Raw genomic sequence first — 24386 nt, 5'->3', positions numbered from 1 at the left:
GCATTGTGACCACTGCGGTCGCCGCCGTCACACCGGGGCCAGCTGGCGCACCGCCTGCGCCAGCCGGGGCCCCAGTCGCGTGACCACATCCGTCGGCTCAATCGCATTGGCCGACGTGCCGCACAGAAACACCACGGGCTCCGCCGCCGCCTGGCTTCGAAACGGTGTCGCCACCGCGTAAATCGCCGGATTCCAGCGCCCGAATGAAGGCACAAAGCCCCGTGTGGCCAGCTCGGACGTCGCTTGGTCCACGTCAGCGGCCAGCCGGGGCATCGACACGCCGCTGCTGGCGCACAACGCGGCCATGAGCGGTTTGAGCCGACTGGCCTCCAGCGCGGCCAGATAGGCCATGCCCGGCGCCGTCGTCTCCAGGGGCAGCACCGTGCCCACCCGCAACCAGATGGACGAGGAATCACGCGGCCGCCAGCAATGCGTCATCAGCATGCTGTGGCCGTTGCGCACCGCCATGGCCACCAGCGCGCCCACCTCATCGGCGACGGCCTGCATCAGGTCCGCCGCCCGGTCCATGAAGGGCAAGGTGGCGCTCGCCACATTGCCCAGCGCGATCAGGCTGGCCCCCAGGCGGTACTTCTCCATGGCCACCAGGTGCTCAAGATAGCCCAGCTGCGACAGCGTAAAGGTCAGGCGGGAAATGGTGGACTTGGGAATGCCGGTGCGCGCCGACAGTTCCTGGTTGCCCAGCGGCCCGTCCGTGGCCCGGAACGCCTGCAAGACCTCCAGCCCGCGGGCCAGGGTCTGCGCGAAACGGCGGTCAATCTCGTCGTCATTGGCCATTGCACTGTCTCGCGGGTGTCTTGGCATATCTGCCAGTCTTTGCTTCGATGAACCGCACGTTGGAATCGCTTGAAAAAATATTGTAAATAATGGCTATTATTAGAATTTAAAAATCGCAAATTCCGCATAGTAGAACAATATTCGTCTTATTGAAACAAACTCGTATTTTCTCTACAATGAGCCGGGTTTGACACCCACTCACCCGCCAAAGCTGCGCCCCATGGACGCCTTTTGCCCGCCCCCCCCCTACAGGACCTGACCAGCATGCCATTTGTCGCCCCATTTCCCATTCGGTCTGAACAAGACATCCAGCGCCTGGAACAGACGCCGCTGGCGCAGGCCGTGGACTGTGCCAGCACCTACGAACTGATTTGCCGCTCGGTGCAGACCCGTGGCGACCGCACCGCCCTGACCTTTCTGCACAGCGGACGGCCCGAGGACGCGCCCACCCGCTGGACCTACCGCACCCTGCTGGACGGCATTCACCAGACCGCCAACCTGCTGCATGGCCTAGGCATGGGCCATCAGGACGTGGTGGCCGTCATGCTGCCCGGCGGACTGGCCTACCACCTGGCGCTGTGGGGCGGCGAAGCCGCCGGCATCGTCCAGCCCCTGAACCCCATGCTGAGCGACGACAAGCTGCTGGCGCTGCTGCGGGCCAGCGGTGCCCGGGTGTTGATGGCCCACGGGGAAGATGACGATTCCGGCATGCTGGCCAAGGCGCTGCGACTGAAGGCCCAGCTGCCCGAGCTGTCAACCCTGTTGCTGGTGACGCCGGACGGCCAGCCGCTGCGCATGGCAACGCCGTTGCCCGAAGGGGTGCTGGACTTTCATGTCCTGCGCGCCACGCAGCCGGCCGACCGGCTGCTGAGCCAGCGGCGCTTTGCGCCCACCGACATTGCCGCCTACTTTCACACGGGAGGCACCACCGGCGCCCCCAAGCTCGCCCGCCACAGCCACGCCGCCCAGGTGTTCACCGCCTGGGCCAATGCCAGGATGCAGGGCATGCGACCCGACGACGTTCTCATCAACGGCTACCCGCTGTTCCACGTGGCGGGCGTGCTGCCGGGTGCGCTCTGCTCACTGGCGGTGGGCATGGAAACCATTATTCCCACGGCCTCGCTGTTTCGCAACCGGGAGGTCATCCAGAACTACTGGCGTCTGGTGGAAAAATACCGCAGCACGCTGGTGTCTGGCGTGCCCACGGCACTGGCGGCGCTGGCGGCCGTGCCGCTGAACGGCGCCGACATCTCCAGCGTACGCTCGGTGCGCACCGGCGCTTCGCCCCTGCCTGCCGAACTGGCCGCCCGCTTCCAGCGCCAGTTTGGCCTGCCAGTCAACGAAAGCCTGGGCATGACCGAAATGGCCGGCCTGTCCACCGTGGCACCGGCAGGCGTGGAAGCGCCGGCTGGCTGCGTCGGCTGGCGCCTGCCTTACACACAGATCCGGGTGGTCGCTCTTGACGCCAATGGCATCCCCACCGAGGAGGACCTCGGTGCCGGGGAATCCGGCATGGTGCTGTTCAAGTCACCCAACCTGTTTTCGGGCTACCTGGATGAAGCCGAAACGGCGAACGCCTTCACGCCCGATGGCTGGCTCATCAGTGGCGACCTCGGCTGGCGCGACGCCCAGGGCCGGCTGCATCTGTCGGGCCGCGCCAAGGACCTCATCATCCGGGGTGGCCACAACATCGATCCCAAGGTGATTGAAGACGCGCTGGGCGCCCACCCCGCGGTCCACCTGTGTGCCGCCGTCGGGGCACCTGACGCCTACGCGGGCGAGTTGCCGGTGGCATTTGCCACCCTGCTGCCGGGCGCCACGGCGACCGAGGCCGAACTGCTGGAATTCACCGCCGCGCGGGTCGACGAAGCTCCCGCCCGCCCCAAGTCCATCACGATTCTGCAGCACATGCCCGTCACCAACGTCGGCAAGATCTACAAGCCCGAACTGCGCACGCTGGCCACGGCGGCGGTGGTGCAGGCCTTTGTCGACAAGGTGTGCAACGAGCTCGCTTTGGCGACAGGGGCCCGACCCGAGGTTCAGGCCACCGCCGATGCCCCGGTGCGCGTGCTGCTGGACGCGCAGCGTCAGGGCACCCAACTCGTTTCCCTGGAGGAGCGCCTGCTGCCCTTGCTGGCTGCGCTACCGGTCAAAGTTCAGGTGGAGAACGCCTGAACGTAGACCACCAGCTCGGCCGCTGGCATCGGGCGACCGAGCAGATAGCCCTGCAGGATGTGGCAACCGCAGGCGCCCAAAAACTCGGCTTGCGCCTGCGTTTCCACGCCCTCGGCCACCACCATGATGTTCAAGGCACGCGCCATCTGAATCACCGCCGAGACAATCGCCGCGTTCTCGGCATCCTCGGGGAGGTCGCGCACAAAACTCTGATCGATCTTGAGCGCTCCCACCTGAAAGCGTTTGAGATAGCCGAGCGAAGAATAACCGGTACCAAAATCGTCGATTGAAAGCAAAAACCCGGCCGCGCGGAAAGCATCGAGTACAACGGATGCGCCCTCTCCCATCAACGCATTTTCAGTCAACTCAAATTCGAAACGGTCGGCGGGTTCACCGAAGCGCGCCACAGTTTCGCAAAAGCGCTCGACCACGCTACTGCCGCGCAGCAACTGGCGTGGCGAGACGTTGACTGACACCTTGGGCAGATCGACACCACTCGCGCGCATGAGCGCGAGATCCCGGCACACCTGGCTCAACACCCAATCGCCAAGCTCGCTGATCAGACCGGTTTTCTCGGCCACCGGAATGAACTCGACGGGGGCGATCAGGCGTCCATCCGCTTGCCGCCAGCGCACCAAGGCTTCAACTCCGATCAACCGTCTTGTTTGCGCACAGAGCTGCGGCTGATAGGCCACCCAGAGCCCGCGTCCGCCCTCATCCAGGGCTTGGCGCAGGCCGACCTCCAGTTGCAGGTCACCGCGTACGCGCGCATCGATTTCCTCCGAAAAGAACTGGAAACCATTTTTGCCTCGGGTCTTCGCCACAAACATGGCCATGTCGGCGCATCGCAACAAGAGCGCGGGATCATCGCCATCGGCGGGCAGCAAGGCCACGCCAATGCTGAGTCCGACGTGACTCGGGGTCGGCTCGGTCGGGAAAGGCTTGGCAATGGCTTCGATCATCAAACGCGCGACCGTCGCCACATTCTCCGAATCTTCGATGCCATAAAGAATGGCACCAAACTCGTCTCCGCCGAGACGGGCCACCACATCGGTCGAACGCAGAACAGCCGCCATGCGCTCGCCAATCATCCGCAGCACCTTGTCGCCCACCTCGTGCCCGAACGAGTCATTCACTTTTTTGAAATCATCGACGTCAATGAACAGCAGCGCAGCCCGCGTGCGCTCGCGCGCCAACCGCGCCAGGGTCTGGCGCAACTCGCGTTCAAACAAACGCCGATTCGGCAGGCCGGTCACCTGGTCATAAAACGCCAGCTGCTCCAGCTGCTCCTCCGCCCGCACCATGCGCCGACGCAAGCCACGGGTCAGGCGATAGGCCAAGGTAAGGGCCACAGTCGCAATGCCCAGCACGCCAAGCGCGTATTCGAGCATGCGCCAGTAGAGCGAGGAAAAACTCACATGAAGCAGCAAGGTGCCGACCTGGCTGCCCTCGACGCGAATGTCCTCGCGCAAAAATCCGCCTGCCATCGCGTAGGAGGTCGACGTCGGCACATCCATCAACTGATGCGAATCCTCGCCGCCGTCGAGCGTCAGCCGCAAGGGAAAACGCCACTCCCCCGCCGACGCGAGCCGCACGCCGTCAGCCCGATACAAGGCGCCGCCGCTGATGCGGGGGGTCAGCCGCACGGCGCCAATCGTTTCCTGTGCCGCCTTGGGGTCATCAAAAACCAGCGCAGCCGCGCTGTTGGCGCCAATAATCGCCGCCTCGGTATGCAACTCTTCCAGCATCTGCTGGCGCCCCACCACGTACTGGTGCACCATCAGCAGGACGAACGCTATCAGCAAGGCCAAGCCAGTCGACAGCAGGCTCAAGCGATTTGAGCTTCCGATCCGGTCGTCTTGGATTGTCATGCGTTCACTCTAGCACTTGGCGCGCCAGTCGAAGCACTTTGGAGCTCACCGCGAGTCCGGCCTGGCGCATTGAGCGCAGATCGATATCGAACACGACACGTCCGCCATCGATCTCCAGATTGAGCATCACGCCGCGTTGCAGATAGCCCGGGGTATCGCCCACCAACAAAATGCCACTGGCTCGCCCATTGGCGACGACGCGTGGCAGACTGACAGCGTCAAGCGACGACAGGTACAGGGCATGGCATCCTCCCATCGTCGCGCTATCAACACGCAGCACCTGCAGCGGCTTGCCCTTGATCAACTTGCCGCCAAGTTGTTCAAGCGCGGTGGCTACAGGCCCGCCGTCGAGATAACAAACGGTCAGCCGGTCCGGCGCCTGCCCCCCTTGGGCCGGCCAGTCCACAAATAAGAACATATTGACCAGAATGGCCGCCTTCAGTTCGGGCTCGGGGGCCAGCCGCTGTGCCAGCGCCAGCGGGGCCATCACCAGCAACGCCAAGGTAAAGAGTTTTCGACAAAATGTGCCGGCAGAAATCAACATGCGGCGCCCGTCACAGGGGCAATGTCCAGCGCAGTCTGAACTGCCGCCCATCCTGGGCCAGTGCATCCTGTGTAAAAGCCGATGACGCTGGATCAAGATAGTGAGCATTGCCGACGTTATAGACTCCCAGCGCCAGCTCTCCCAGGCCCGCCAGGCGCCCCGAAGTGAGCGCCAGATTGAGCACGCCGAAGCCAGGCACGCGACCCACCAGTGAACGCCGGTCGGACATGCCCTGCCACGCTGTGCCAAGCGTCCAGCCAGCGAAAATCGGCATGCTGAACACCAGTTTGCCGAGCAACTGCGGTGAATTTCCGAGTTCACTGCCATCGGCCGCACTTGACCACTGCCGCGAGACGCTGCCGCGCAGGCGGTAGCCGCTGGCCCAACGCTTTTCGGCATCGAACTCGATACCGCGGGTCTGGACGCTGGACTGATTGGCGAATACATACAGGCCGTCCGCCGGATCGAGCACCTGATCGATCATGTTTCGCATGTCATTGCGGTAAACACTCACCCCGACCCGCCCCCCCTGACCCACGCGAAAATCCGCCGCCAGTTCCGCGCTACGGATACGTTCGGGCAACAGGGCCGGATTGGCTTTTTGCAGCGCGCCGCCATCGTCGTAAAAACGCTCGTAGGCATTTGGCGCGCGATAAGCACTGCCGACCATCGCCTTCAGGGTAGCGCCGTCGTTCGGCTGGTAGATCAGGGCAGCACGCGGCGAGGCAATCGCCGAATACTCGCTGTGCTTGTCGTAACGCAAACCGAGATTCAACAGCCACTGCGCCGACAAGCGCCATTCGTCCTGAACAAAAACGCCGTAGGTGTGGGAGGGACGGTTGCTGTCCAGATAGCTGGCGGCGGGGGAGATGTCAAAATTTCGCTGTTCCAGCTGCGTGTTCCACTGCGTTTCGATGCCCAGCATCAGCTTGTGCGTTGGCAGCGTGCTCACGATCAGCCGGTAGTCGACACCCGCCCAATTGGCACGACCCTCATCGCGATTGTCGAGCGCTCCCGCGTATTGGTAATCTCCGTTGTACCGGTAACTGCCGTTGAACACCCGGAACTGCTGCTGCCAGCCATTGGCCAGCAGACCGTCATACGCCAGTTCAATCAGCCCATGCTGATCCACCGTGTGGGTACCGGGCACACCGAAGGCGGTCAAGAACGGCGCATTCGGCAGATTCTTGTCGCGCGAACTCAGACTGGCGGTCAAGCGCCAGTTGCCAAAGCGAAACTTGCCGTAGGCTTTCTGGTAGTCCTCGCCATCGAGGCCGCGCGCCCAGCCATTGCTGGCCCCATTGTCGAACTCGGGAAAGTAGAGATCATTGCCACGCGCGCCATAGGCGGAAAGTGCGACAAACCAGTCACGTTCACCGTCGACGCGGTGGCCGGCCAGCAGCCCCAGACGGTGGCTTCCCCCGCTGCCCGCATCAACCGTCAAACGCGTGCCACTGATGTCCCCGCCATCGAGCATCACGGCATTGACAATGCCGAACAGCGCATTGGCGCCATAAACCGCGGACGCCGGCCCGGACACGAACTCCAGTCGCTTGACCCAATCAATCTCGATCGGCGACTCGTTGCCGATATGCGCCTGGTCGTAAAGGGCGTCATTGCGCCGCGCGCCGTCGGTCAGCAGGAGAATGCGGGAGTTGTAGTCGCCGGGACGGTTGAAGCCGCGCACCCCGAGATAACTGTAATTGCGGTCATTGCTGACATAGACGCCGCGCACGCTGGACAGCGCCTCGGCCAGATTGCGGTAGCTCTGCCGGCGCAACTCCTCGCGGTCGATCACCGTCACCGATGCCGGCGAATCAGCCAGCGGCTGGGCGTAACGCGATGCGCTCTGCACCTCGACACGCAGCAGATCGTCAAGCGACATCTGCGCCAGCTCACCCGCATCGGCCAACAAGGCGGTGGCCCCAGCCGGCGCGCCGCAGCACAGCACGATCAGCGCGCTCAAACACTGAATACGGGAACGCACCAGGACCGAGAGCACGAACACCCTGCGGTAACCAACGGTTGTACGCGGCACCATGGACTTACTCGCCCAGGTACGCGGCGCGCACCTTGGAGTCGTTGAGCATCTGTTTGGCGTCGCCCGTCATGGTGATGATGCCGGACTCCATGACATAACCCCGATCGGCGATGGCCAAGGCGCGGCTGGCGTTTTGCTCCACCAGCAGCACGGTCACACCCTGCGCATAAACGTCACGCACCACTTCAAATATTTTGTCCACCATGAGGGGCGACATACCCATGGAGGGCTCGTCCATCAGCAGCACCTTGGGACGGCTCATCAAGGCGCGGCCCATGGCCAGCATTTGCTGCTCGCCGCCCGACATGGTGCCGGCCAGTTGGTCGCGCCGCTCTCTAAGACGCGGGAAGAGGGTGAACACCTTATCGATGTCGGCCAGAATATCGGCCTTGTCGTCACGGATGTAGGCGCCCATCAGCAGGTTCTCCACAATGGTCATGCGGGTGAACACGCCGCGCCCTTCCGGCACCATCGCCAGGCCTTGCTTCACCAGATCCCAGGGGCCCTGGCCGCGAATGCTTTTACCCAGGTACTCGATATCGCCGTCGTTGATCGGCAGCGTGCCGGTGATGGCTTTCATGGTGGTGGTCTTGCCAGCGCCGTTGGAGCCGATCAGCGACACCAGTTCGCCTTCGCGCACCTCAAAGTCGACGCCCTTGACGGCCTGAATGCCGCCGTAGGCCACTTTGAGATCCGTCACTTTGAGAAGAATATTGGTCATCGTTATTTCCTTGCGAGACAGACCTTCAGCTCTGTCCTCAACTTCCTGAAATCTTGCGGGACAGACCGCAGCCACACGAAGTGGGCAAGCTCTGTCCTCAACTGCTTAATGGCTGGTGCCAAGATAGGCTTCGATTACTTTTTCGTTTTTCTGCACTTCGGCGGGTGTGCCTTCGGCAATCTGTTTGCCGTAGTCCAACACCGTCAGCCGATCACACAGGCCCATCACCAGCTTCACATCGTGCTCGATCAGCAAAATGGTGCGGTTGTCGTTGCGGATCTTGGAGATCAACTCGCGCAGCATAAGTTTCTCGGTGGCATTCATACCGGCGGCCGGCTCGTCCAGCGCAAGCAGCTGCGGATCGGTGGCCAGGGCCCGTGCGATTTCCAGGCGACGCTGATCGCCGTAGCTCAGCGTGCGGGCCTTGTAGTCGGCAAATTTTCCAATGCCCACATAGTCCAGCAACTCATGTGCACGCTGGGTAATGGCGGCTTCTTCGGCCTTGAAACCCGGTGTGCGAAAGATGGCGCCCAGCAGACCGGAGTGAGTTCGGATATGGCGCCCCACCATGACGTTTTCCAGCGCCGTCATGTCGGCGAACAGGCGAATGTTCTGGAAGGTGCGAGCAATACCGGCTTTGGCGACTTCGTGCACCGCTGTCGGCTGATAGGCCTTGCCGGCCAGCGCAAAGCTGCCGCTGTCGGGCGTATAAAGACCCGTCAGCACATTGAAAAAAGTGGTTTTTCCGGCGCCATTGGGGCCGATCAGGCCATAGACCTGGCCACGCTTGATCTGGATGCCGACATCGCTCAAGGCCTGCAGGCCGCCGAATCGTTTGGAAACGCCAGAGACGTTGAGTACGGTGTCTGTCATATTCGTTCCGATTTATTTCCCGTTCTGCAGCGACTTGCCGTGGTCCGGCGCGGGCCACAAGCCGCGTGGACGCGACAACATGATGCTGATCATGGCCAGCGCAATCAGCAGCTGGCGCAGAATCGCCGAATCCAGCCGCCCATCGGTCATGGCCTGCAGGGGCCCGGCGACATAGCGCAACACCTCCGGCAAGGCCGACAGCAACACGGCACCCAGAATGACGCCCGGCAAGTGCCCGATGCCGCCCAGCACCACCATGGCCACAATCATCACCGACTCCATCAGGCTGAAGGACTCGGGAGAAATGAAGCCCTGGAAGGACGCAAACATGGCGCCCGACACGCCGCCAAAGGTCGCGCCCATGCCGAAAGCCATCAGCTTGAGATTGCGGGTGTTGATGCCCATGGCCTTGGCGGCGATTTCGTCTTCGCGAATCGCCATCCAGGCGCGGCCCACGCGTGAGAGTTCCAGCCGGTGGCAAATCACCACGCTGAACACCACCAGTGCCAAGAACAGGTAGTAGTACAACTGCACCGAAGTCAGCTCGAAGCCGCCGACGCTGACATTCTTGCCCAGGTTCAGCCCGAAGAAGCTCAGCGCGTCAATCTGGTTCAGCCCCTTGGGGCCATTGGTGATATTGACCGGATGATCCAGGTTGTTCAGGAACACCCGGATGATTTCACCAAAGCCCAGGGTCACGATGGCCAGGTAGTCGCCGCGCAGACGCAGCGTCGGCGCCCCCAACAGCACACCAAAGAAGCCGGCGATGGCCGCCGCCGCGGGAATCACAATCCAGATCGGCGTGTGCAGACCGTCCGGAAAGATGGCCGCAATCGCAGGAAAGGTGTCGGTCAGGTGGGGCGACGCCAGCAGGCCGTACATATAGGCACCAATGGCAAAAAAGGCCACGTAACCCAGATCCAGCAGGCCGGCGTAGCCCACCACAATGTTGAGCCCCAGGGCCAGCAGGACATAGAGCAGTGCCATGTCGGCAATGCGAACCCAGGCGCTGCCAAAGCCCTGAAGCAACAGCGGCAGAATCAGCAAGGCGGCAGCGGCAATCAGGAAAGGAATGATTTTTTGTGGTTGTTTCATGGCGTGCTCCTCAAGCACGATCTGCCACGCGCTCACCCAGCAGACCCGAGGGTCGCAGCGTCAACACGATGATCAGAACAATGAACGCAAAAATATCGGAGTAGTTGCTACCCAACACGCCACCCGTGAGTTGTCCGATGTAGCCCGCACCGAGCGATTCGATCAAGCCCAGCAGGATGCCCCCGACCACGGCGCCCGCCAGATTGCCAATGCCGCCAAACACGGCCGCCGTAAAGGCTTTGAGACCCGGCAAAAATCCCATGGTGTGCTGCACCATGCCGTAGTTGGCGGCCCACATCACACCGGCAATCGCCGCCAGCACCGCGCCAATCAGAAAGGTGGCAGAAATCACCACATCGGGTTTGACGCCCATCAGCGCGGCCACCCTCGGATTTTCAGCCGTGGCACGCATGGCGCGGCCCAGCTTTGAATAGTTCACCACATACATCAGGATCGCCAGTGACACCGCAGTCATGGCCAGAATCAGCACCTGGGTCGGCGTGATCACCGCGCCACCGATCTCGAATGGGGTGCGGGGCAGCAAGGTGGGATAGGGTTTGTAGTTGGGTTTCCAGATGATCATGGCCAGCGTCTGCAGCAGGATCGACATGCCGATGGCGGTGATCAGCGGGGCCAGCTTGGGGCTGTTGCGCAGCGGCCGGTAAGCCACTTTTTCAATCACAAAATTAAGGGCGGCGGCCACCACACAGGCAATGAGCAGGGCAATCAGGAGAATGAGCCAGCCCGGTGTGCCGGGCATGGCCTCTTGCATCAGGCCGATGATGGTCCAGCTGGTCAAGGCGCCTACCATCAGCACTTCGCCGTGGGCAAAGTTGATCAAGCCAATGATGCCGTACACCATGGTGTAGCCCAGCGCTACCAAGGCATACATGCTGCCCAACACCAGACCATTGATGATCTGCTGTATGAAAGTATCCATTAACTTCTCCGATTTTTGGCCGGCGCTTGGAAATCAGCAACTTGCTGACGAGCGGCGCGGCCTCGTGAGCTCTACCAGTTCTGTAGCAAAAAAAATGCCAGCGTAGCGACGGGCAGATTGGTGCTGGCGATTGTAGCGAAGGGGTGCCTTCGCTTCGCCTTTGAGTCACATCGGGGCCGCCGCGCCCGGTAACAGGGTTAGCCGCCTTGCGTCTTCTTCTCGAGGGCCGTTCGCAGCGCGTCCGGCAGCAAGACTGGACGTTTGGTTTCGGGCGAAACGCACACTTGAGTGATGGTGGCGCGAAACGTTGCCTCAAGGTCTGCGTTGTAGGCAGCAAGAAGGCACGGCGTCCGGCTTGAGCGACCCGTCGAACGATACACCGTGCTTCAGAAAATTGCTCGCCGCCTTTTGATCACTCCCCCGACAACCCCGACAACCCCGGCAAATCAAGCCCGCTAAGTCGCCCCGCTCTTGCGATCCAGCTCGCGCAACTGCCGCAGTTTCTCGGCGATGCGGATCTCCAGCCCGCGCTCGACCGGCCGGTAAAAACCGGGTGACGCCATGCCGTCGGGCAAGTAGCGCTCGCCCGCCGCAAAGCCGCCTTCTTCATCATGCGCGTAGCGGTAGCCCTTGCCGTAGTCCAGCTCCTTCATCAACTTGGTCGGCGCGTTGCGCAAGTGCATGGGCACCGGACGGGTACTGTCTTTTTTAACGAAGGCCTTGGCCTCGTTGAACGCCTTGTAGACCGCATTGGATTTGGCGGCAACCGCCAAGTACACCACGCACTCGGCCAACGCCAGTTCGCCCTCGGGCGTGCCCAGGCGCTCGTAGACCTCGGCCGCGTCCAGCGCCAGGCGCAAGGCCCGCGGATCAGCCAGACCGATGTCTTCACTGGCCATGCGAATCAGGCGGCGCGCCAGATAACGCGGGTCGGCGCCGCCATCGAGCATGCGCACCAACCAGTACAGCGCGGCGTCGGGGTCGCTCCCCCGCACGGACTTGTGCAGGGCCGAGATGGTGTCGTAGAACTGCTCGCCGCCCTTGTCATAGCGGCGCATGCGCTCGCCCAGCACCTTGAGCAGCCAGACATCGGTGATCTCGGCTTGCTTTTCCTGGGTGGCCGCCACGGCCAGTGTTTCCAGCGTGTTCAGCAGGCGCCGCGCGTCGCCGTCAGCATACGCGATCAAACGCTCAACTGCTATCTTTTCAATAGCTGGTACCGCATGTACGGCGAGGGCTGAGGCCACAATTTGTTCAAGGTCTTGCTGCGACAGGGGCTGCAGCACATAGACCGCCGCCCGCGACAGCAAGGCCGAGTTGACTTCAAACGAGGGGTTCTCGGTGGTGGCGCCGATAAAGGTGAACAAACCGCTCTCGACGTGCGGCAAAAAAGCGTCCTGCTGGCTTTTGTTGAAGCGATGCACCTCGTCCACAAACACAATCGTGCGCCGGCCCTGGCCCAGCGCAATCTGCGCCTGTTCCACCGCCTCGCGAATGTCCTTGACGCCCCCCAGCACGGCGCTGATGGTGATGAACTGCGCGTCAAACGCGTCGGCCATCAGGCGCGCAATCGTGGTTTTTCCGGTGCCCGGCGGACCCCACAGAATGCAGCTGTGCGGCTGGCCGGATTCGAAGGCGATGCGCAGCGCCATGCCGTCGCCCAGCAGCTGCTGCTGGCCGACGACTTCGCTTAAGCGTTTCGGGCGCAGCCGTTCGGCCAGGGGTTGGTGACTTGGAGATGCAGCGTTCATTGGGCAATATTGTGGCCTATTGCCTTTGCGTTGACTCCCGCGAGTCGGGAAACTTGACTTTCTTCAACGATACTAAGCTGAAGCAGATTCGCGGACGAGACGGACGCGTTCGTCATGCGGATACGGCCATTGAACAATAGCGTTGGCCAGCCTCAACCAAAGGATTTACGATGTCAGACCCATCCGATCTTCCCTCGCTGGCCTCGCTCGCTGCCCGCGTCGCAGAATCTTTGCGCGAACGCGGTCAGACCGTAGCAGTCGTCGAGTCTTCAGCCGGTGGCCTCGTCTGCGCCGCATTGCTGGCGATACCTGGCGCATCGGCTTACTTCGTTGGAGGAGCGGTGGTCTATACGCGCAAAGCCGGCAAAGGGCTACTCGGGCTGACCGCCGACGACGTCGTCGGAATGCGTGCGGAAACTGAACCGTACGCAAACCTTATCGCGGGCAAGATCCGCGAGAGGCTCGGCGCAACGTGGGGGCTCAGCGAAAGTGGTGCGGCTGGCCCCTCGGGAAGTGGCTATGGAGACTCGCCCGGCCATGTGTGCATTGCCGTTGCGGGTCCGAATTCAAGAAGCAGAACGATTGAAACAGGTCAGTCAAATCGTCCCGCCAACATGGACATCTTCGCGCGGCAATTGCTCTCGCTGTTCGATGAAGCCCTGCACGAATGACATCCGCTACCGCCTGCATAGCAACAGATGACAATCGAAACGGTCTAGGCATATTGACCTTGCTGATATCAATATTGAGCGACTCCAGTCCCGATTGGCATTTGAAAGCCGTGACGCGTTAAAGAGCTGGTATCTTTGTCCTTATGAAACATTTGGCCTCCGTGATGCTTGCCTTGCGTACGAGGTTGCGGGAAGTTTTCCGCGTCTCTGACTGGCAGGTGATGCTGTTGTGGTCAATCCCGGCCGGTCTACTAGGCGCATTGGCCACCGAGCTGTTCCGTTCGGCACTATTCGGACTGGACCGACTGGTTTTGGGGCAAGGTGGCAGTCTGGTGGCCATCGCGGTCCATTTGCCACCCTGGCTGCGGGTGCTGGTTCCCACCGTCGGCGGCTTGCTGGCGGGCGGCTTGCTGATGCTGGCGCTGGCTCGGGGCCGCGCCGCGCCCAAGACAAAAGGCGACTACATGGAAGCCACAGTCTTGGGGGACGGCTGCATTCCGGTACGGCTCAGCCTGATCCGCAGCGGCTCTTCGCTGATCAGCATTGCCAGCGGCGGCTCGATCGGTCGTGAAGGCTCCATGGTGCAACTGGCGGCACTCAGCGCTTCATTGCTGGGACGGCTGCTGCATTTTCCGGTCGATCGGCTTCGCCTGCTGGTCGCGTGCGGTGCGGCCGCCGGGATCACGTCGGCCTACAACGCGCCGATTGCAGGGGCTTTTTTTGTCGCTGAAGTGGTGTTGGGCTCGATGGCCATGGAAAGCCTGGGGCCGATCATGGTGGCGTCCGTGGTCGCGAACATCACGATGCGCGAATTTCCTGGCTATCAGGCCCCGTACGTGATGCCGGCATTTCCGTCGGTGGCAGGCGTGGAAGTGTTGCTGTTTATCGTTTTGGGGATTTTCGTGGGGGGTGCCTCGGCCTTGTTTTTGCGCGGCCTGAGTTCCAGTCGCCAGCTTTTTGAACGTCTGAGCCTGCCATTGCCTGTGCGTCTGGCTTTGGGCGGCCTGGTGGTCGGGCTGATCTCGCTGTGGTGGCCCGAGGTCTGGGGCAACGGGTACAGCGTGGTGAATTCGGTCCTGCATTCACCATGGTCGATCACGGCATTGCTGTTGTTGCTGGTCGCCAAGGCGATTGCCACCCTGTCTACCGTGGGTTCGGGGGCCGTCGGCGGGGTATTTACGCCAGCCCTGTTTTTTGGCTGCATGATGGGAGACGTCTTCGGCCAAGCGGTCCAGGCGCTGTGGCCCCAGACCACTTCGGCACCCTTCGCCTACGCCATCGTCGGCATGGGGGCGTTTCTGGCAGGCGCTACCCAGGCACCGCTGATGGCCATCCTGATGATCTTTGAGATGACACTGAGCTACCAGGTCATGCTCCCCCTGATGACCGCCTGCGTGGTCGCCTACTTTGTGGCCCGGTCGGCCAACGCAGGTTCGATGTATGACATCACCCTGCTGCGCCTGGCCAAACGCGATGAACAGCTGCGTCTGCGCACGCTGCACATGCGCGATCTGGTGCAGCCGGCACAGACCGTGGTGCGCCCGGATGCAGGCCTGGAAGCGATGAGTCAGCTGTTTCTGCAATACCCCGTCAAATACCTCTATGTAACCGACACGCTGGACCGGTTTCTGGGCGTGGTTCCTCTGAAAAAACTCAGCGCAGCTGCGGGCGTAGGCGACCTGGCGCAAAAATGTGCAGCTGATTTGCTGGCGGATGAAGTCACACCACTCACATCGGACATGACGCTGGCCGAAGCGCTGCAACGCTTCATGGAGCACCGCGGTGAACGCTTGCCCGTAATCGACAGCCTGGCCTCGCCGGTGTTGCTGGGCGTGGTCAACAAAAGCACTTTGCTGGCCACCTATGTCCGGCTCAGTGAGTAGCCAATAGGTTGCTTCGAATTTCAACGTGGTAGCGGACAACGTACAGTTCCCGGTTCCGTCGGTGTCCGCAGCGGGCACAGACTTGACCGTGGCGGGAAATCGGCGAATGACTTTTCCCAGTGTGCACCGTGAAAAGGCGGCGCTTTCCTGTGGGTGCAAGTGGCACCCGCCTATGAGGTGGATCGGTGCGCATTGAAGTACCACGCGAGCGCGAAGGCACATTTGAGCTCCACCGAATTCATGCCGTGTTCTGGTCCTGAATTGGCCCCAACTTTGATCCCCATAAAAGGACGTAAAAACTATGCGGAAATCGTGGGCCGCCAGGTGCGAACAGACATTCTCCACTCGATGCCTTCGAACAACATGGACAGCTGTGCCGGGGTCAACGAGATCGACCCGGAATTGGCCAACGGCCAAATGAAGCGGCCCTTCTCCAGGCGCTTGGCAAACAGGCACATGCCCTGCCCATCCCACCACAGCAGCTTGACGATGTCGCCGCGCCTTCCCCGAAAGACGAATACGTGGCCCGAGAACGGGTCCTGCGTGAGTGCGCTTTGCACCGAGGCGGCCAAACCATCAAAACCGCGGCGCATGTCCGTCAAGCCCGCCGCCAACCACACGCGCGTTCCCGTCGGCAGACCAATCATGTTGTGTCTCTCAGGGTCTGCAGCACGCAGCGCACACTGGCCTCATCCACCGCGCAGTGAAGGCGAACCCGGGCACCACCGAATTCAATCTCGATTACGCCAACAGGCGCTACCCGGGTCGTGGTGGATCCGGATCCTGGCGCTGCAACGCTCACGCCGCCTACCGGGGGCGTCGGATCGATCATGGCGGGCAGCAGCAATACCTTGCGTTTGAAAGCGGCGCTGTGTCTACGTCTGGTGGCTTTGGCCGGAGTTTCCATGGTGTGCACTTACCCGATCTGAGTACACACCAACGTGGCGTGCAGCTCGTCAGATACTGCCCGACCCCTCAGTTCGCCGCAAGAATGGTATCCGTCGGGCGCTTACTTCTTTTTGGCGGTCCGTTAGGGTCAGCGTTTGACGCAGGCTTGTCTTGGGCGCTGCAAAAGCTACTTCTCAAGTCCCAAAGCGTAGCCAAGCGGCGGTTAACAGCCCTGCCAGACAAGACCAGCCGGAAAAAATAAACCGCCAGACGAGCGCGTGGGGTACGAATCCGACACCGCGTACCAGCCCGGCACTCATGGCCCAGAACAGCGCCATGGCCAAGCCATGGTCCGGCGTTCCGTCAGCTCGCGCAAACACCAGCGGGTAAATGGTGCCGCCGAGCATGATGATCAGCGCCGCTATGAGGCTGGGTAGATGTACCGCTGTATGGTTCGGGGTGGTGGGGACAGAACCGCCCGCAGCGTTGGATGACATGGCTCGCGTCACCGTGGATCAGTGCCCCTGTGCGCCTTTTCATGGGCTTCTTCGTTTTCGCCCCACATGGCGTTCAAAATGGCCAGCAGAACTGCAAAGCCAACCCCAAGAATCCAGGTAAAGTACCACATGTTTTTATCCTTTGACTTGTTGTTCAGACTGCGTGGACCGCTCCGCCATTCGCTGGTTGCGCTGGACCTGGCATAGCCGTCCTGAGTGTTCAGTAAGCAGCATGCTCGTGCTCCTGAACGTAGGCCGCCGTCACCTTGCCGCGCATCACGCGGTAGGCCCAGCCGGTGTAGAGAACGATCAGCGGGATGAAGATCAGCGTCGCCCAGAACATGATTCCCAACGTGCGGTGACTTGACACGCTGTCCCAAATTGTGAGACTGGCGTTGGGCATGGAGCTCGACGGCATGATGAAGGGAAACATCGATGCTCCGGCAGTTCCTATCACACCCACCAGAGCCAGGGACGAAGAGATAAACGCGGTCAAAGTGCAGCGAAAACGCAGCAGCACGGTCGCCAGCAAGGCTCCCAGCACGCCCAGGGCGGGGAGCGCCCACAACCAGGGTTGCCGACCGTAATTGCTCATCCAGGCACCCGCTTCACGCACTACCGTCTTGCTCATGGGGTCAGGCAAGGCGGCCGCGTTGATGGTCGAGGTGATGCGGTAACCATCGATGCTCTGCAGCCATACCCCCGCGCCCACAAAGGCCAGCGTCATGAGAAGTGCTGCGCCCACGGCCCCTCGGATGGCGCGGTCCTGAATCACGCCTTCAGTGCGGTGTGCAAGATAGACGCCGCCGTGCATGGTGATCATCGCGCTGCTCACCACGCCGGCCAGCAGAGCAAACGGATTCAGCAACTGCCAGAAGCTGCCGGTGTAGGTGGAGACCATGTAGTTGTCGAATTGAAATGGAACGCCCTGCAGTAGGTTGCCAAAAGCCACGCCAAAGATCAGGGGTGGCACGGAGCCGCCGATAAAGAGACCCCAGTCCCAGGTGCTGCGCCAAGTGGCATTGTGGATTTTGCTGCGGTAGTCGAAACCAACGGGGCGGAAAAACAGCGCCCACAGCACCACCAGCATGGCCCAGTAGAAGCCGCTGAAGGCCGTGGCATAAACCAGAGGCCAAGCGGCAAAGATGGCACCGCCACCGGTGATGAACCAGACCTGATTGCCGTCCCAATGAGGTCCCACGGTGTTGATCACGACGCGGCGCTCCACGTCGCTGCGACCGACAAAGGGCAACAAAGTGCCTACGCCCATGTCGTGTCCGTCCATGATGGCAAATCCGACCAGCAACACGCCCACGAGCAGCCACCAGATGATCTTGAGAGTTGGGTAGTCGAGCATAGTGTTCTCCTTAGGCTTGTGCCGCTGCAACGTGGTCGGCGGCCTCATTGGCGTAGCGACCCGTACCCAGACTGCCCGGGCCCATGCGGGCAAACTTGACCATCAGGAACATCTCCACCACCAGCAATACGGTGTAGAAACCGATGAATCCGGCCAGCGATCCGTACAGGCTGTTCACGCTCAGCGTGGACACGCTCATGTGCGTGGGCAGCACACCATAAATCGTCCAAGGCTGGCGACCGTACTCGGCGACGAACCAGCCCAACTCACAGGCGATCCAAGGTGCTGGCAGCATCCAGAGTGCCCACTTGAGCAGCCATGGCTTTTGCATGCCAACGGATTTCAGCGTACTCCAGAACGCCAGGCCAAACAGCGCCAGCATGGCAAAGCCCAAACCCACCATGATGCGGAAGGCCCAGAACATCGGCGTCACGCGTGGCACGGTGTCGTCTATCGCGCGATCGATAATTTCAGGCGTCGCCTGGTTCAGGTCGCTCACATACTTCTTGAGAAGAAAGCCAAAACCGAGGTCGGCTTTGTAGGTCTCGAAAAGTCTCTTTGCAGCGGTGTCGTCGCGATCATGTCTTAACGCATCCAGCGCATTGACTGCAAGAATGCCGCGCAGAATGCGCTGCCGATTTTTCGCCTTGATCTCGCGAATGCCCGGAATTTCCTTGGTGATGGAGCGCGTCCCAATCAAACCCATGACCCAGGGGATCTCGATTTCCCAGTCATTTTTTTGCGCCGCTTCATTGATGCTGGCCACCATCGTCAGACCGGCTGGCGCGGGCTTAGTCTCCCACATCGCCTCTATGGCCGCCATTTTCGTCTGCTGGGCTTCTCCCACCGTGTAGCCAGATTCGTCCCCGAGCACGATAACGCTCAGCGCCGAGGCCAAGCCGAACGCTGCGGCGACACGAAAGCTGCGCTTGGCGAACTCCACGTCACGTTTTTTCAGCAAGTACCAACTTGATATGGACAGTACAAACATCGCGCCCGTGACATAGCCGGCTGACACCGTGTGTACAAATTTGGCCTGTGCGTCGGGGTTGAAAAATACGGTCCAAAAATCTACCATTTCCATGCGCATGGTCAGGTAACTGAACTCCGAGCCCACCGGGTTTTGCATCCAACCATTGGCAATCAGAATCCACAATGCACTCAGGTTGGTGCCGATGGCCATGAGAGCCGTCACCATCAGGTGCTGTGTCCTGGACAAACGATCCCAACCAAAGAAGAACAGGCCAATCATGGTGGACTCGAGGAAAAAGGCCATCAGCCCCTCCATCGCCAGGGGCGCGCCAAAAATGTCACCCACGTAGTGGGAGTAATAGGCCCAATTGGTTCCGAACTGAAACTCCAGCGTGATGCCGGTGGTCACGCCCAATGCGAAGTTGATGCCGAACAACTTGCCCCAGAAACGCGTCATATCCTTCCAGACCCCGTTGCCGGTCATGACGTAGACGCTTTCCATGATGACGAGCATCCAGACCATGCCGATGGTTAGCGGCACAAACAGAAAGTGGTACATCGCCGTAGCGGCAAACTGCAGCCGGGACAGGTCGACCAACTGGTCAGAAATCATGGCGATACTCCATTGACTGAATTCAGAGCGTTGTGGAGAAACTGCGCGGCCACGCTATCCCCATCCACGTTTGTTTGATGTCCCCGCACAAAGACCCAATACAACACCGTCAATATGACGAGCTTGAGTACCAGCACCAGAGCCAGCTTTTTTATGAGGGTTCTATCGAGGGGATTCATGACGCCAAGAGCACATGGTTCATTTTCAAACTCAAGTTCGATTTCATCCCATTTTGGCGTCGGCCTTGTTGCGTTAACTCAAGGCCAATATCAACCCATCTATGAATTTGGCGTTGATTTTTGGATAAAACAACTTCTTTTCTGCAAATTTCCGGGATCTGGTTTTGGGCTGTTGTAAGTACGCGGCGCTCAAGGTTTCATGGTCAGGTAGATTTTCGCGGCCATCCACTCCTCATCTTGTTCGGCCAGGATGGCACTGACCAGGCGCAGGCAGCTGACGGCGTTGGGAAACAAGGTCGCCACACACGCTCGACGTTTGATCTCTTTGTTCAGGCGCTCCAGTCCGTTGGTCGTTCGCATGCGCACCCGATGTGGAAGGCTGAAGCAAGCATGGCCGGGGCTCCAATGACCGGCCATGACGGCACCCGCCTTACTGCCGGATCACATCCGCCCCCGCCGGCGGCTTGAACTGAAAGCTGTTCCCCGGCAACGCGGGATTGACTTCAAAGCGGTTGAAGCTCAGCACCGAGCGTTGTCCGAAACTGTCAATGATTTCCAGCGCGGCCAAACCGCCCGCCTGGTTTGCCGCCGGGTCACCGACCTTGAAACCCACGCGCACCGTCTGCAGCTGACCGTCTTTGGCTTTTGGCGTCGCGGCCACCCATTGCAGCCCGTCCTTGTCCGGCGCGTCGGTCAGCGTGAAGTCGGCCTGCAAGGCATGCAGATCGGGCGCGGCGGCGATCAAGGCGGCCGGTGTCGAGCCCAGCGTCTGCGCTTGCTTGCGCGCCGTCACCTGGTTCAGATCCACGTCATACAACCACAGCGTCTGGCCATCGGCCACGATGCTTTGCTCGAACGGTTTTTTGTAGACGAACTTGAAGCGATTGGGGCGGGAAAACTCGAAGGTGCCGGTCGATGTTTTGGCGCGGGGCGCCTGCCCGTCCTTGGCAGGCGCGGTCACCACCTGGGTAAAGTCAGCGCGGCCGGTTTTCACCGTTTTCACGAAGACTTCAAGGCTTTCCAGCCCTCCAGCCCCCGCCAATCCAGCGTAAGCCGCTATACAAACAATAGCAAAATGTTTCATTGAGTTACTCTGCCCGTGCCGGCACCAAAATTTCACGTTGACCGCTGCTGCTCATGGAGCTCACCAGGCCAGCTTTTTCCATGTCTTCCACCAGCCGCGCGGCGCGGTTGTAGCCAATCTTCAAATGGCGCTGCACCAGCGAGATGCTGGCCTTGCGGTTTTTCAGCACGACTTCAACCGCCTGGTCGTACATCGGGTCTTTTTCACCGCCACCACTGCCGCCGCCCTCGCCCATCAAATCGCCCACACTGTCATCCGTGCCGCCTTCGAGCACGCCTTCGATGTAGTTGGGCTCGCCCTGGGATTTGAGGTAACTCACCACCCGGTGCACCTCTTCGTCGCTGACAAAGGCGCCGTGTACGCGGATCGGAAACCCGGTGCCGCTGGGCATGTAAAGCATGTCGCCCATGCCCAGTAGGGCTTCGGCACCCATCTGATCAAGAATGGTGCGGCTGTCGATCTTGCTGCTGACCTGAAAGGCAATGCGGGTCGGAATATTGGCCTTGATCAGGCCGGTGATCACATCCACGCTGGGACGCTGGGTGGCCAGAATCAGGTGAATGCCGGCGGCGCGCGCCTTCTGTGCCAGGCGGGCAATCAATTCTTCGATCTTCTTGCCCACCACCATCATCAAATCGGCCAGCTCGTCAATCACCACCACGATGTGCGGCAGGCGGTCCAAGGGCTCGGGCGCCTCGGGCGTCAGGCTGAAGGGGTTGGAGACGAATTCACCGCGCGCCTTGGCCTCGTCAATCTTGACGTTGTAGCCGGCCAGATTGCGCACGCCCATTTTGCTCAGCAGCTTGTAGCGGCGCTCCATTTCGGCCACGCACCAGGTCAGGCCGTGCGCGGCTTGGCGCATGTCGGTGACCACCGGTGCCAGCAAATGCGGAATGCCCTCGTACACCGACATTTCCAGCATCTTGGGGTCGATCATCAGCAGGCGCACATCGCGCGCTTCGGCCTTGTACAACAGGCTCAGAATCATGGCGTTGATGCCCACCGATTTGCCCGATCCGGTGGTACCGGCCACCAGCACATGCGGCATCTTGGCCAGGTCGGCCACCACCGGGTTGCCGATAATGTCTTTTCCCAGCCCCATGGTGAGCATGGACTTGGCCTCGTTGTAGATTTGCGAGCCCAAAATCTCGGACAGCCGGATGGACTGGCGTTTGGCATTGGGCAACTCCAGCGCCATGTAGTTTTTGCCGGGAATGGTCTCCACCACGCGGATCGACACCAGACTCAGGGAACGCGCCAGGTCTTTGGCCAGCCCCACGATCTGCGAGCCCTTGACGCCGGTGGCGGGTTCGATCTCATAGCGCGTGATCACCGGCCCGGGTTGCGCCAGCACCACCCGCACATCGACCCCGAAATCCTTGAGCTTTTTCTCGATCATGCGGCTGGTCATCTCCAGCGTCTCAGGCGCCACGGTTTCTTGTCGTAGCAGCGCGCCGTCAAGCAAGTCAACTTGCGGCAGCTTGCTGTCGGGCAACTCCTTGAACAAGGGTTTTTGCCGCTCTTTGGCGACCCGCTCGCTCTTGGGCAAATCCACCAGCACGGGCTCGATCATGACGGGCCGGGGGTGATGCACCGCACTGTCCTGGCGCTCCTCGATCACCACGTCTTCGCGTTCTCGCGCCGCCTGCTGGCCCATCGCGATGTCCTGCGCCACCTCACGCTTCTCGCGTCGCGATTCAACTTGAAAATACAGCCAGGCGCCTAGCCGCTCCGCCACATGTCCCCAGGAAAAACGGAACACCAGCGCCGCGCCCACCACCCCCAGGGCAATGGCCACCAAGCCGGAGCCGGCAAAGCCCAGCCACTTGATGCTCAAAGGTCCCACAAGATAGCCCAGAATGCCGCCGCCATGTCCCGGCAAACGGGCTTCCAGGCTGTACAAGCGGGACCACTCCAGGGTTGCGCTGGCGACCAGCAACAGCGCCAGACCACACCAGAAGGCCGCGCGGCCGGACGTGAATCGGGAAATCAGCGATGGGCTGTGTTCAGCCTGCGGCGTCAGCAGCTCGTGCCCCCGCAGCCAGCGCGCCAGGCCGGAAAGCCAGGCCCGCGCGCCCGCGGCAACACACCACCAAACCGAAAACCCCAACAGAAAATAACTGCCGTCCGCCAGCCAGGCGCCCAGCCGCCCCGCCCGATTGAGCACCGGCCCACCGCTGCCCGAGGTTGACCAGGCGACATCCTGGCCGCTGTAGCTCAAGAGCGCGAGCAACCAGAAAATCAACAGCACCAAGCCGGCCAACAGGCCCACTTCGTCGGCAAAACGCCCCCACCCGGAACGGGCAGGTGGCGCCGCAGGGCGGGAGGAATTCAGGGTATTGAGTGAGTAAGTCATTTGAGGCGTGTTACCCCAAGCTTAACCCGGTCGCAAAATTGCATCGCCTGGCCAGGACTGGGCCGAGCTTGATCCCTATCGACATCGCATAATCCTGCCTGCAGGGAAATGGGGAGGGTTCTTGAAATCGCGCCGGATCCAGACCCAAAAAGCATGACCATAATCCCGAACAGCATTGATATTTAACGATTTATCCCGAACTGTCTACGGCACTTCAGATTTTTTACAAAGGTTTTCACGATGTCAAACACACGACATGCCAAAGTTTTGATTTTGGGCTCCGGACCCGCCGGCTACACAGCCGCCATTTATGCGGCGCGCGCCAACCTCAACCCCTTGCTGATCACCGGTATTGCGCAAGGCGGCCAATTGATGACCACCACCGATGTGGACAACTGGCCGGCCGACGTGGACGGCGTGCAGGGGCCGGAGCTGATGCAGCGTTTTCTGGCGCACGCCGAACGCTTCAAGACCGAAATCCTGTTTGACCACATTAGCGCGGTGGATTTCCAAAAACGCCCGTTTACCCTCAAAGGTGACAACGGCGAATACACCTGCGACTCGCTCATCATCGCCACCGGCGCGTCAGCCAAATACCTGGGACTGCCGTCTGAGACTGCGTTCATGGGACGTGGCGTGTCGGGTTGCGCCACCTGCGACGGCTTTTTCTACCGCAACCAGGTCGTCTGCGTGGTTGGCGGCGGCAATACGGCCGTGGAAGAGGCCCTTTACCTGTCCAACATTGCCAGCAAGGTGTACCTGGTGCATCGCCGCGATAAATTCAAAGCCGAGCCGATTCTGATCGACAAGATGATGGAGAAAGTGGCGGCGGGCAAGATTGAACTCAAGACCTTCAACACGCTCGATGAGGTGCTGGGCGACGCCAGCGGCGTGACCGGCATTCGCCTGAAAAATGTCACCACGGGCAACACGCAAGACCTGATGCTGCAAGGCTGCTTTATTGCCATTGGCCATTCGCCCAATACCGAGATTTTCCAAGGCCAACTGGAGATGGCGGGCGGCTATATCGTCACGCAAGGCGGGCTGAAAGGTTTCGCCACCATGACCAGCGTGCCGGGC

The 24386-nt window shown here is 60.9% G+C and carries 22 protein-coding genes and 1 pseudogene; 4 read left to right on the top strand and 19 right to left on the bottom strand.

Translation table 11 applies throughout. The features are described from left to right. Nucleotides 1-27: 27 nt before the first annotated feature. Entirely contained in the window at nt 28-795 is a 768-nt protein-coding gene (locus tag B3V69_RS18435) for an IclR family transcriptional regulator (RefSeq protein ID WP_296448584.1), read from the bottom strand. A gap of 264 nt (nt 796-1059) precedes the next feature. Between B3V69_RS18435 and B3V69_RS18430 the strand changes: the two genes are divergently transcribed. Next, nucleotides 1060-2970: an acyl-CoA synthetase gene (locus tag B3V69_RS18430; protein ID WP_296448582.1), complete on the top strand. Its 1911-nt coding sequence runs from the start codon at nt 1060-1062 to the stop codon at nt 2968-2970. Here the strand turns inward: B3V69_RS18430 and B3V69_RS18425 are convergent. The 8 genes from B3V69_RS18425 to B3V69_RS18390 all read right to left on the bottom strand — a co-directional run bounded on the left by B3V69_RS18425 (nt 2952) and on the right by B3V69_RS18390 (nt 12806). Next, nucleotides 2952-4841 carry a putative bifunctional diguanylate cyclase/phosphodiesterase gene (locus B3V69_RS18425; protein ID WP_296448580.1) on the bottom strand — a complete coding sequence of 630 codons (1890 nt, stop codon included), beginning with the start codon at nt 4839-4841 and terminating at the stop codon, nt 2952-2954. The genes B3V69_RS18430 and B3V69_RS18425 overlap by 19 nt on opposite strands. A 4-nt stretch (nt 4842-4845) precedes the next feature. After that, nucleotides 4846-5385 carry a YfiR family protein gene (locus B3V69_RS18420; RefSeq protein WP_296448579.1) on the bottom strand — a complete coding sequence of 180 codons (540 nt, stop codon included), beginning with the start codon at nt 5383-5385 and terminating at the stop codon, nt 4846-4848. A 10-nt stretch (nt 5386-5395) separates the two neighbouring features. Then, a complete protein-coding gene (locus tag B3V69_RS18415; protein WP_296448577.1) occupies nt 5396-7426 on the bottom strand; it encodes a TonB-dependent receptor plug domain-containing protein in 2031 nt (676 codons plus the stop codon). 4 nt (nt 7427-7430) lie between these two features. Next, nucleotides 7431-8147, bottom strand: a complete 717-nt coding sequence (locus tag B3V69_RS18410) for an ABC transporter ATP-binding protein (RefSeq protein ID WP_296448575.1) — start codon at nt 8145-8147, stop codon at nt 7431-7433. Nucleotides 8148-8252: 105 nt separating this feature from the next. Further along, the gene (locus tag B3V69_RS18405) at nt 8253-9020 is read right to left on the bottom strand and encodes an ABC transporter ATP-binding protein (RefSeq protein WP_296448574.1); all 768 of its coding nucleotides are present in this window, start codon (nt 9018-9020) and stop codon (nt 8253-8255) included. Between the two features lie 12 nt (nt 9021-9032). Then, nucleotides 9033-10115 (bottom strand): branched-chain amino acid ABC transporter permease, encoded by a 1083-nt coding sequence (locus B3V69_RS18400; RefSeq protein ID WP_296448572.1) that lies wholly within the window; start codon nt 10113-10115, stop codon nt 9033-9035. 10 nt (nt 10116-10125) lie between these two features. Beyond that, nucleotides 10126-11055 carry a branched-chain amino acid ABC transporter permease gene (locus B3V69_RS18395; RefSeq protein ID WP_296448570.1) on the bottom strand — a complete coding sequence of 310 codons (930 nt, stop codon included), beginning with the start codon at nt 11053-11055 and terminating at the stop codon, nt 10126-10128. Nucleotides 11056-11510: 455 nt separating this feature from the next. Then, entirely contained in the window at nt 11511-12806 is a 1296-nt protein-coding gene (locus B3V69_RS18390) for a replication-associated recombination protein A (RefSeq protein WP_296448568.1), read from the bottom strand. A gap of 170 nt (nt 12807-12976) precedes the next feature. Here B3V69_RS18390 and B3V69_RS18385 point away from each other — a divergent pair, with 170 nt between their 5' ends. Continuing rightward, nucleotides 12977-13477 (top strand): CinA family protein, encoded by a 501-nt coding sequence (locus tag B3V69_RS18385; protein WP_296448566.1) that lies wholly within the window; start codon nt 12977-12979, stop codon nt 13475-13477. A gap of 143 nt (nt 13478-13620) precedes the next feature. Next, nucleotides 13621-15360: a ClcB-like voltage-gated chloride channel protein gene (locus B3V69_RS18380; RefSeq protein WP_296448564.1), complete on the top strand. Its 1740-nt coding sequence runs from the start codon at nt 13621-13623 to the stop codon at nt 15358-15360. A 299-nt stretch (nt 15361-15659) separates the two neighbouring features. On the opposite strand, the gene tnpB is transcribed toward B3V69_RS18380, so the two are convergent. The 10 genes and pseudogenes from tnpB to B3V69_RS18335 all read right to left on the bottom strand — a co-directional run bounded on the left by tnpB (nt 15660) and on the right by B3V69_RS18335 (nt 23306). Then, a complete protein-coding gene (gene tnpB / locus B3V69_RS18375) occupies nt 15660-16007 on the bottom strand; it encodes an IS66 family insertion sequence element accessory protein TnpB (protein ID WP_296448563.1) in 348 nt (115 codons plus the stop codon). Beyond that, a complete protein-coding gene (locus B3V69_RS18370) occupies nt 16004-16267 on the bottom strand; it encodes a hypothetical protein (protein WP_296448562.1) in 264 nt (87 codons plus the stop codon). Before B3V69_RS18370 ends, tnpB begins: the two co-directional genes overlap by 4 nt. Before the next feature lie 175 nt (nt 16268-16442). After that, the gene (locus B3V69_RS18365) at nt 16443-16745 is read right to left on the bottom strand and encodes a cyd operon YbgE family protein (protein WP_296448560.1); all 303 of its coding nucleotides are present in this window, start codon (nt 16743-16745) and stop codon (nt 16443-16445) included. 8 nt (nt 16746-16753) lie between these two features. Continuing rightward, entirely contained in the window at nt 16754-16876 is a 123-nt protein-coding gene (cydX, locus tag B3V69_RS18360) for a cytochrome bd-I oxidase subunit CydX (RefSeq protein ID WP_296448557.1), read from the bottom strand. An 89-nt stretch (nt 16877-16965) separates the two neighbouring features. After that, nucleotides 16966-18102: a cytochrome d ubiquinol oxidase subunit II gene (gene cydB, locus B3V69_RS18355; protein ID WP_296448555.1), complete on the bottom strand. Its 1137-nt coding sequence runs from the start codon at nt 18100-18102 to the stop codon at nt 16966-16968. Nucleotides 18103-18112: 10 nt separating this feature from the next. Then, nucleotides 18113-19687 (bottom strand): cytochrome ubiquinol oxidase subunit I, encoded by a 1575-nt coding sequence (locus B3V69_RS18350; RefSeq protein WP_296448553.1) that lies wholly within the window; start codon nt 19685-19687, stop codon nt 18113-18115. Further along, nucleotides 19684-19866, bottom strand: coding sequence for a cytochrome oxidase putative small subunit CydP (cydP, locus tag B3V69_RS20845; protein ID WP_414707576.1), 183 nt, complete (start codon nt 19864-19866; stop codon nt 19684-19686). Before cydP ends, B3V69_RS18350 begins: the two co-directional genes overlap by 4 nt. 189 nt (nt 19867-20055) lie before the next feature. Next, nucleotides 20056-20250, bottom strand: a pseudogene (locus B3V69_RS18345) (transposase); the annotation flags it as partial. Nucleotides 20251-20296: 46 nt separating this feature from the next. Continuing rightward, complete coding sequence (gene lolA / locus B3V69_RS18340) at nt 20297-20950, bottom strand: outer membrane lipoprotein chaperone LolA (protein ID WP_296448552.1); 654 nt, start codon at nt 20948-20950, stop codon at nt 20297-20299. Between the two features lie 4 nt (nt 20951-20954). Continuing rightward, nucleotides 20955-23306: a DNA translocase FtsK gene (locus B3V69_RS18335; protein WP_296448549.1), complete on the bottom strand. Its 2352-nt coding sequence runs from the start codon at nt 23304-23306 to the stop codon at nt 20955-20957. 240 nt (nt 23307-23546) lie between these two features. Here B3V69_RS18335 and B3V69_RS18330 point away from each other — a divergent pair. Further along, nucleotides 23547-24386 (top strand): FAD-dependent oxidoreductase (locus tag B3V69_RS18330; RefSeq protein WP_296448548.1); only part of this gene is annotated, 840 nt, incomplete at its 3' end.

It is taken from the genome of Rhodoferax sp. UBA5149 (genome assembly GCF_002413825.1).
Classification (GTDB): Bacteria; Pseudomonadota; Gammaproteobacteria; order Burkholderiales; family Burkholderiaceae_C; genus Rhodoferax.
This window is presented reverse-complemented; position numbering and strand designations above follow the sequence as displayed.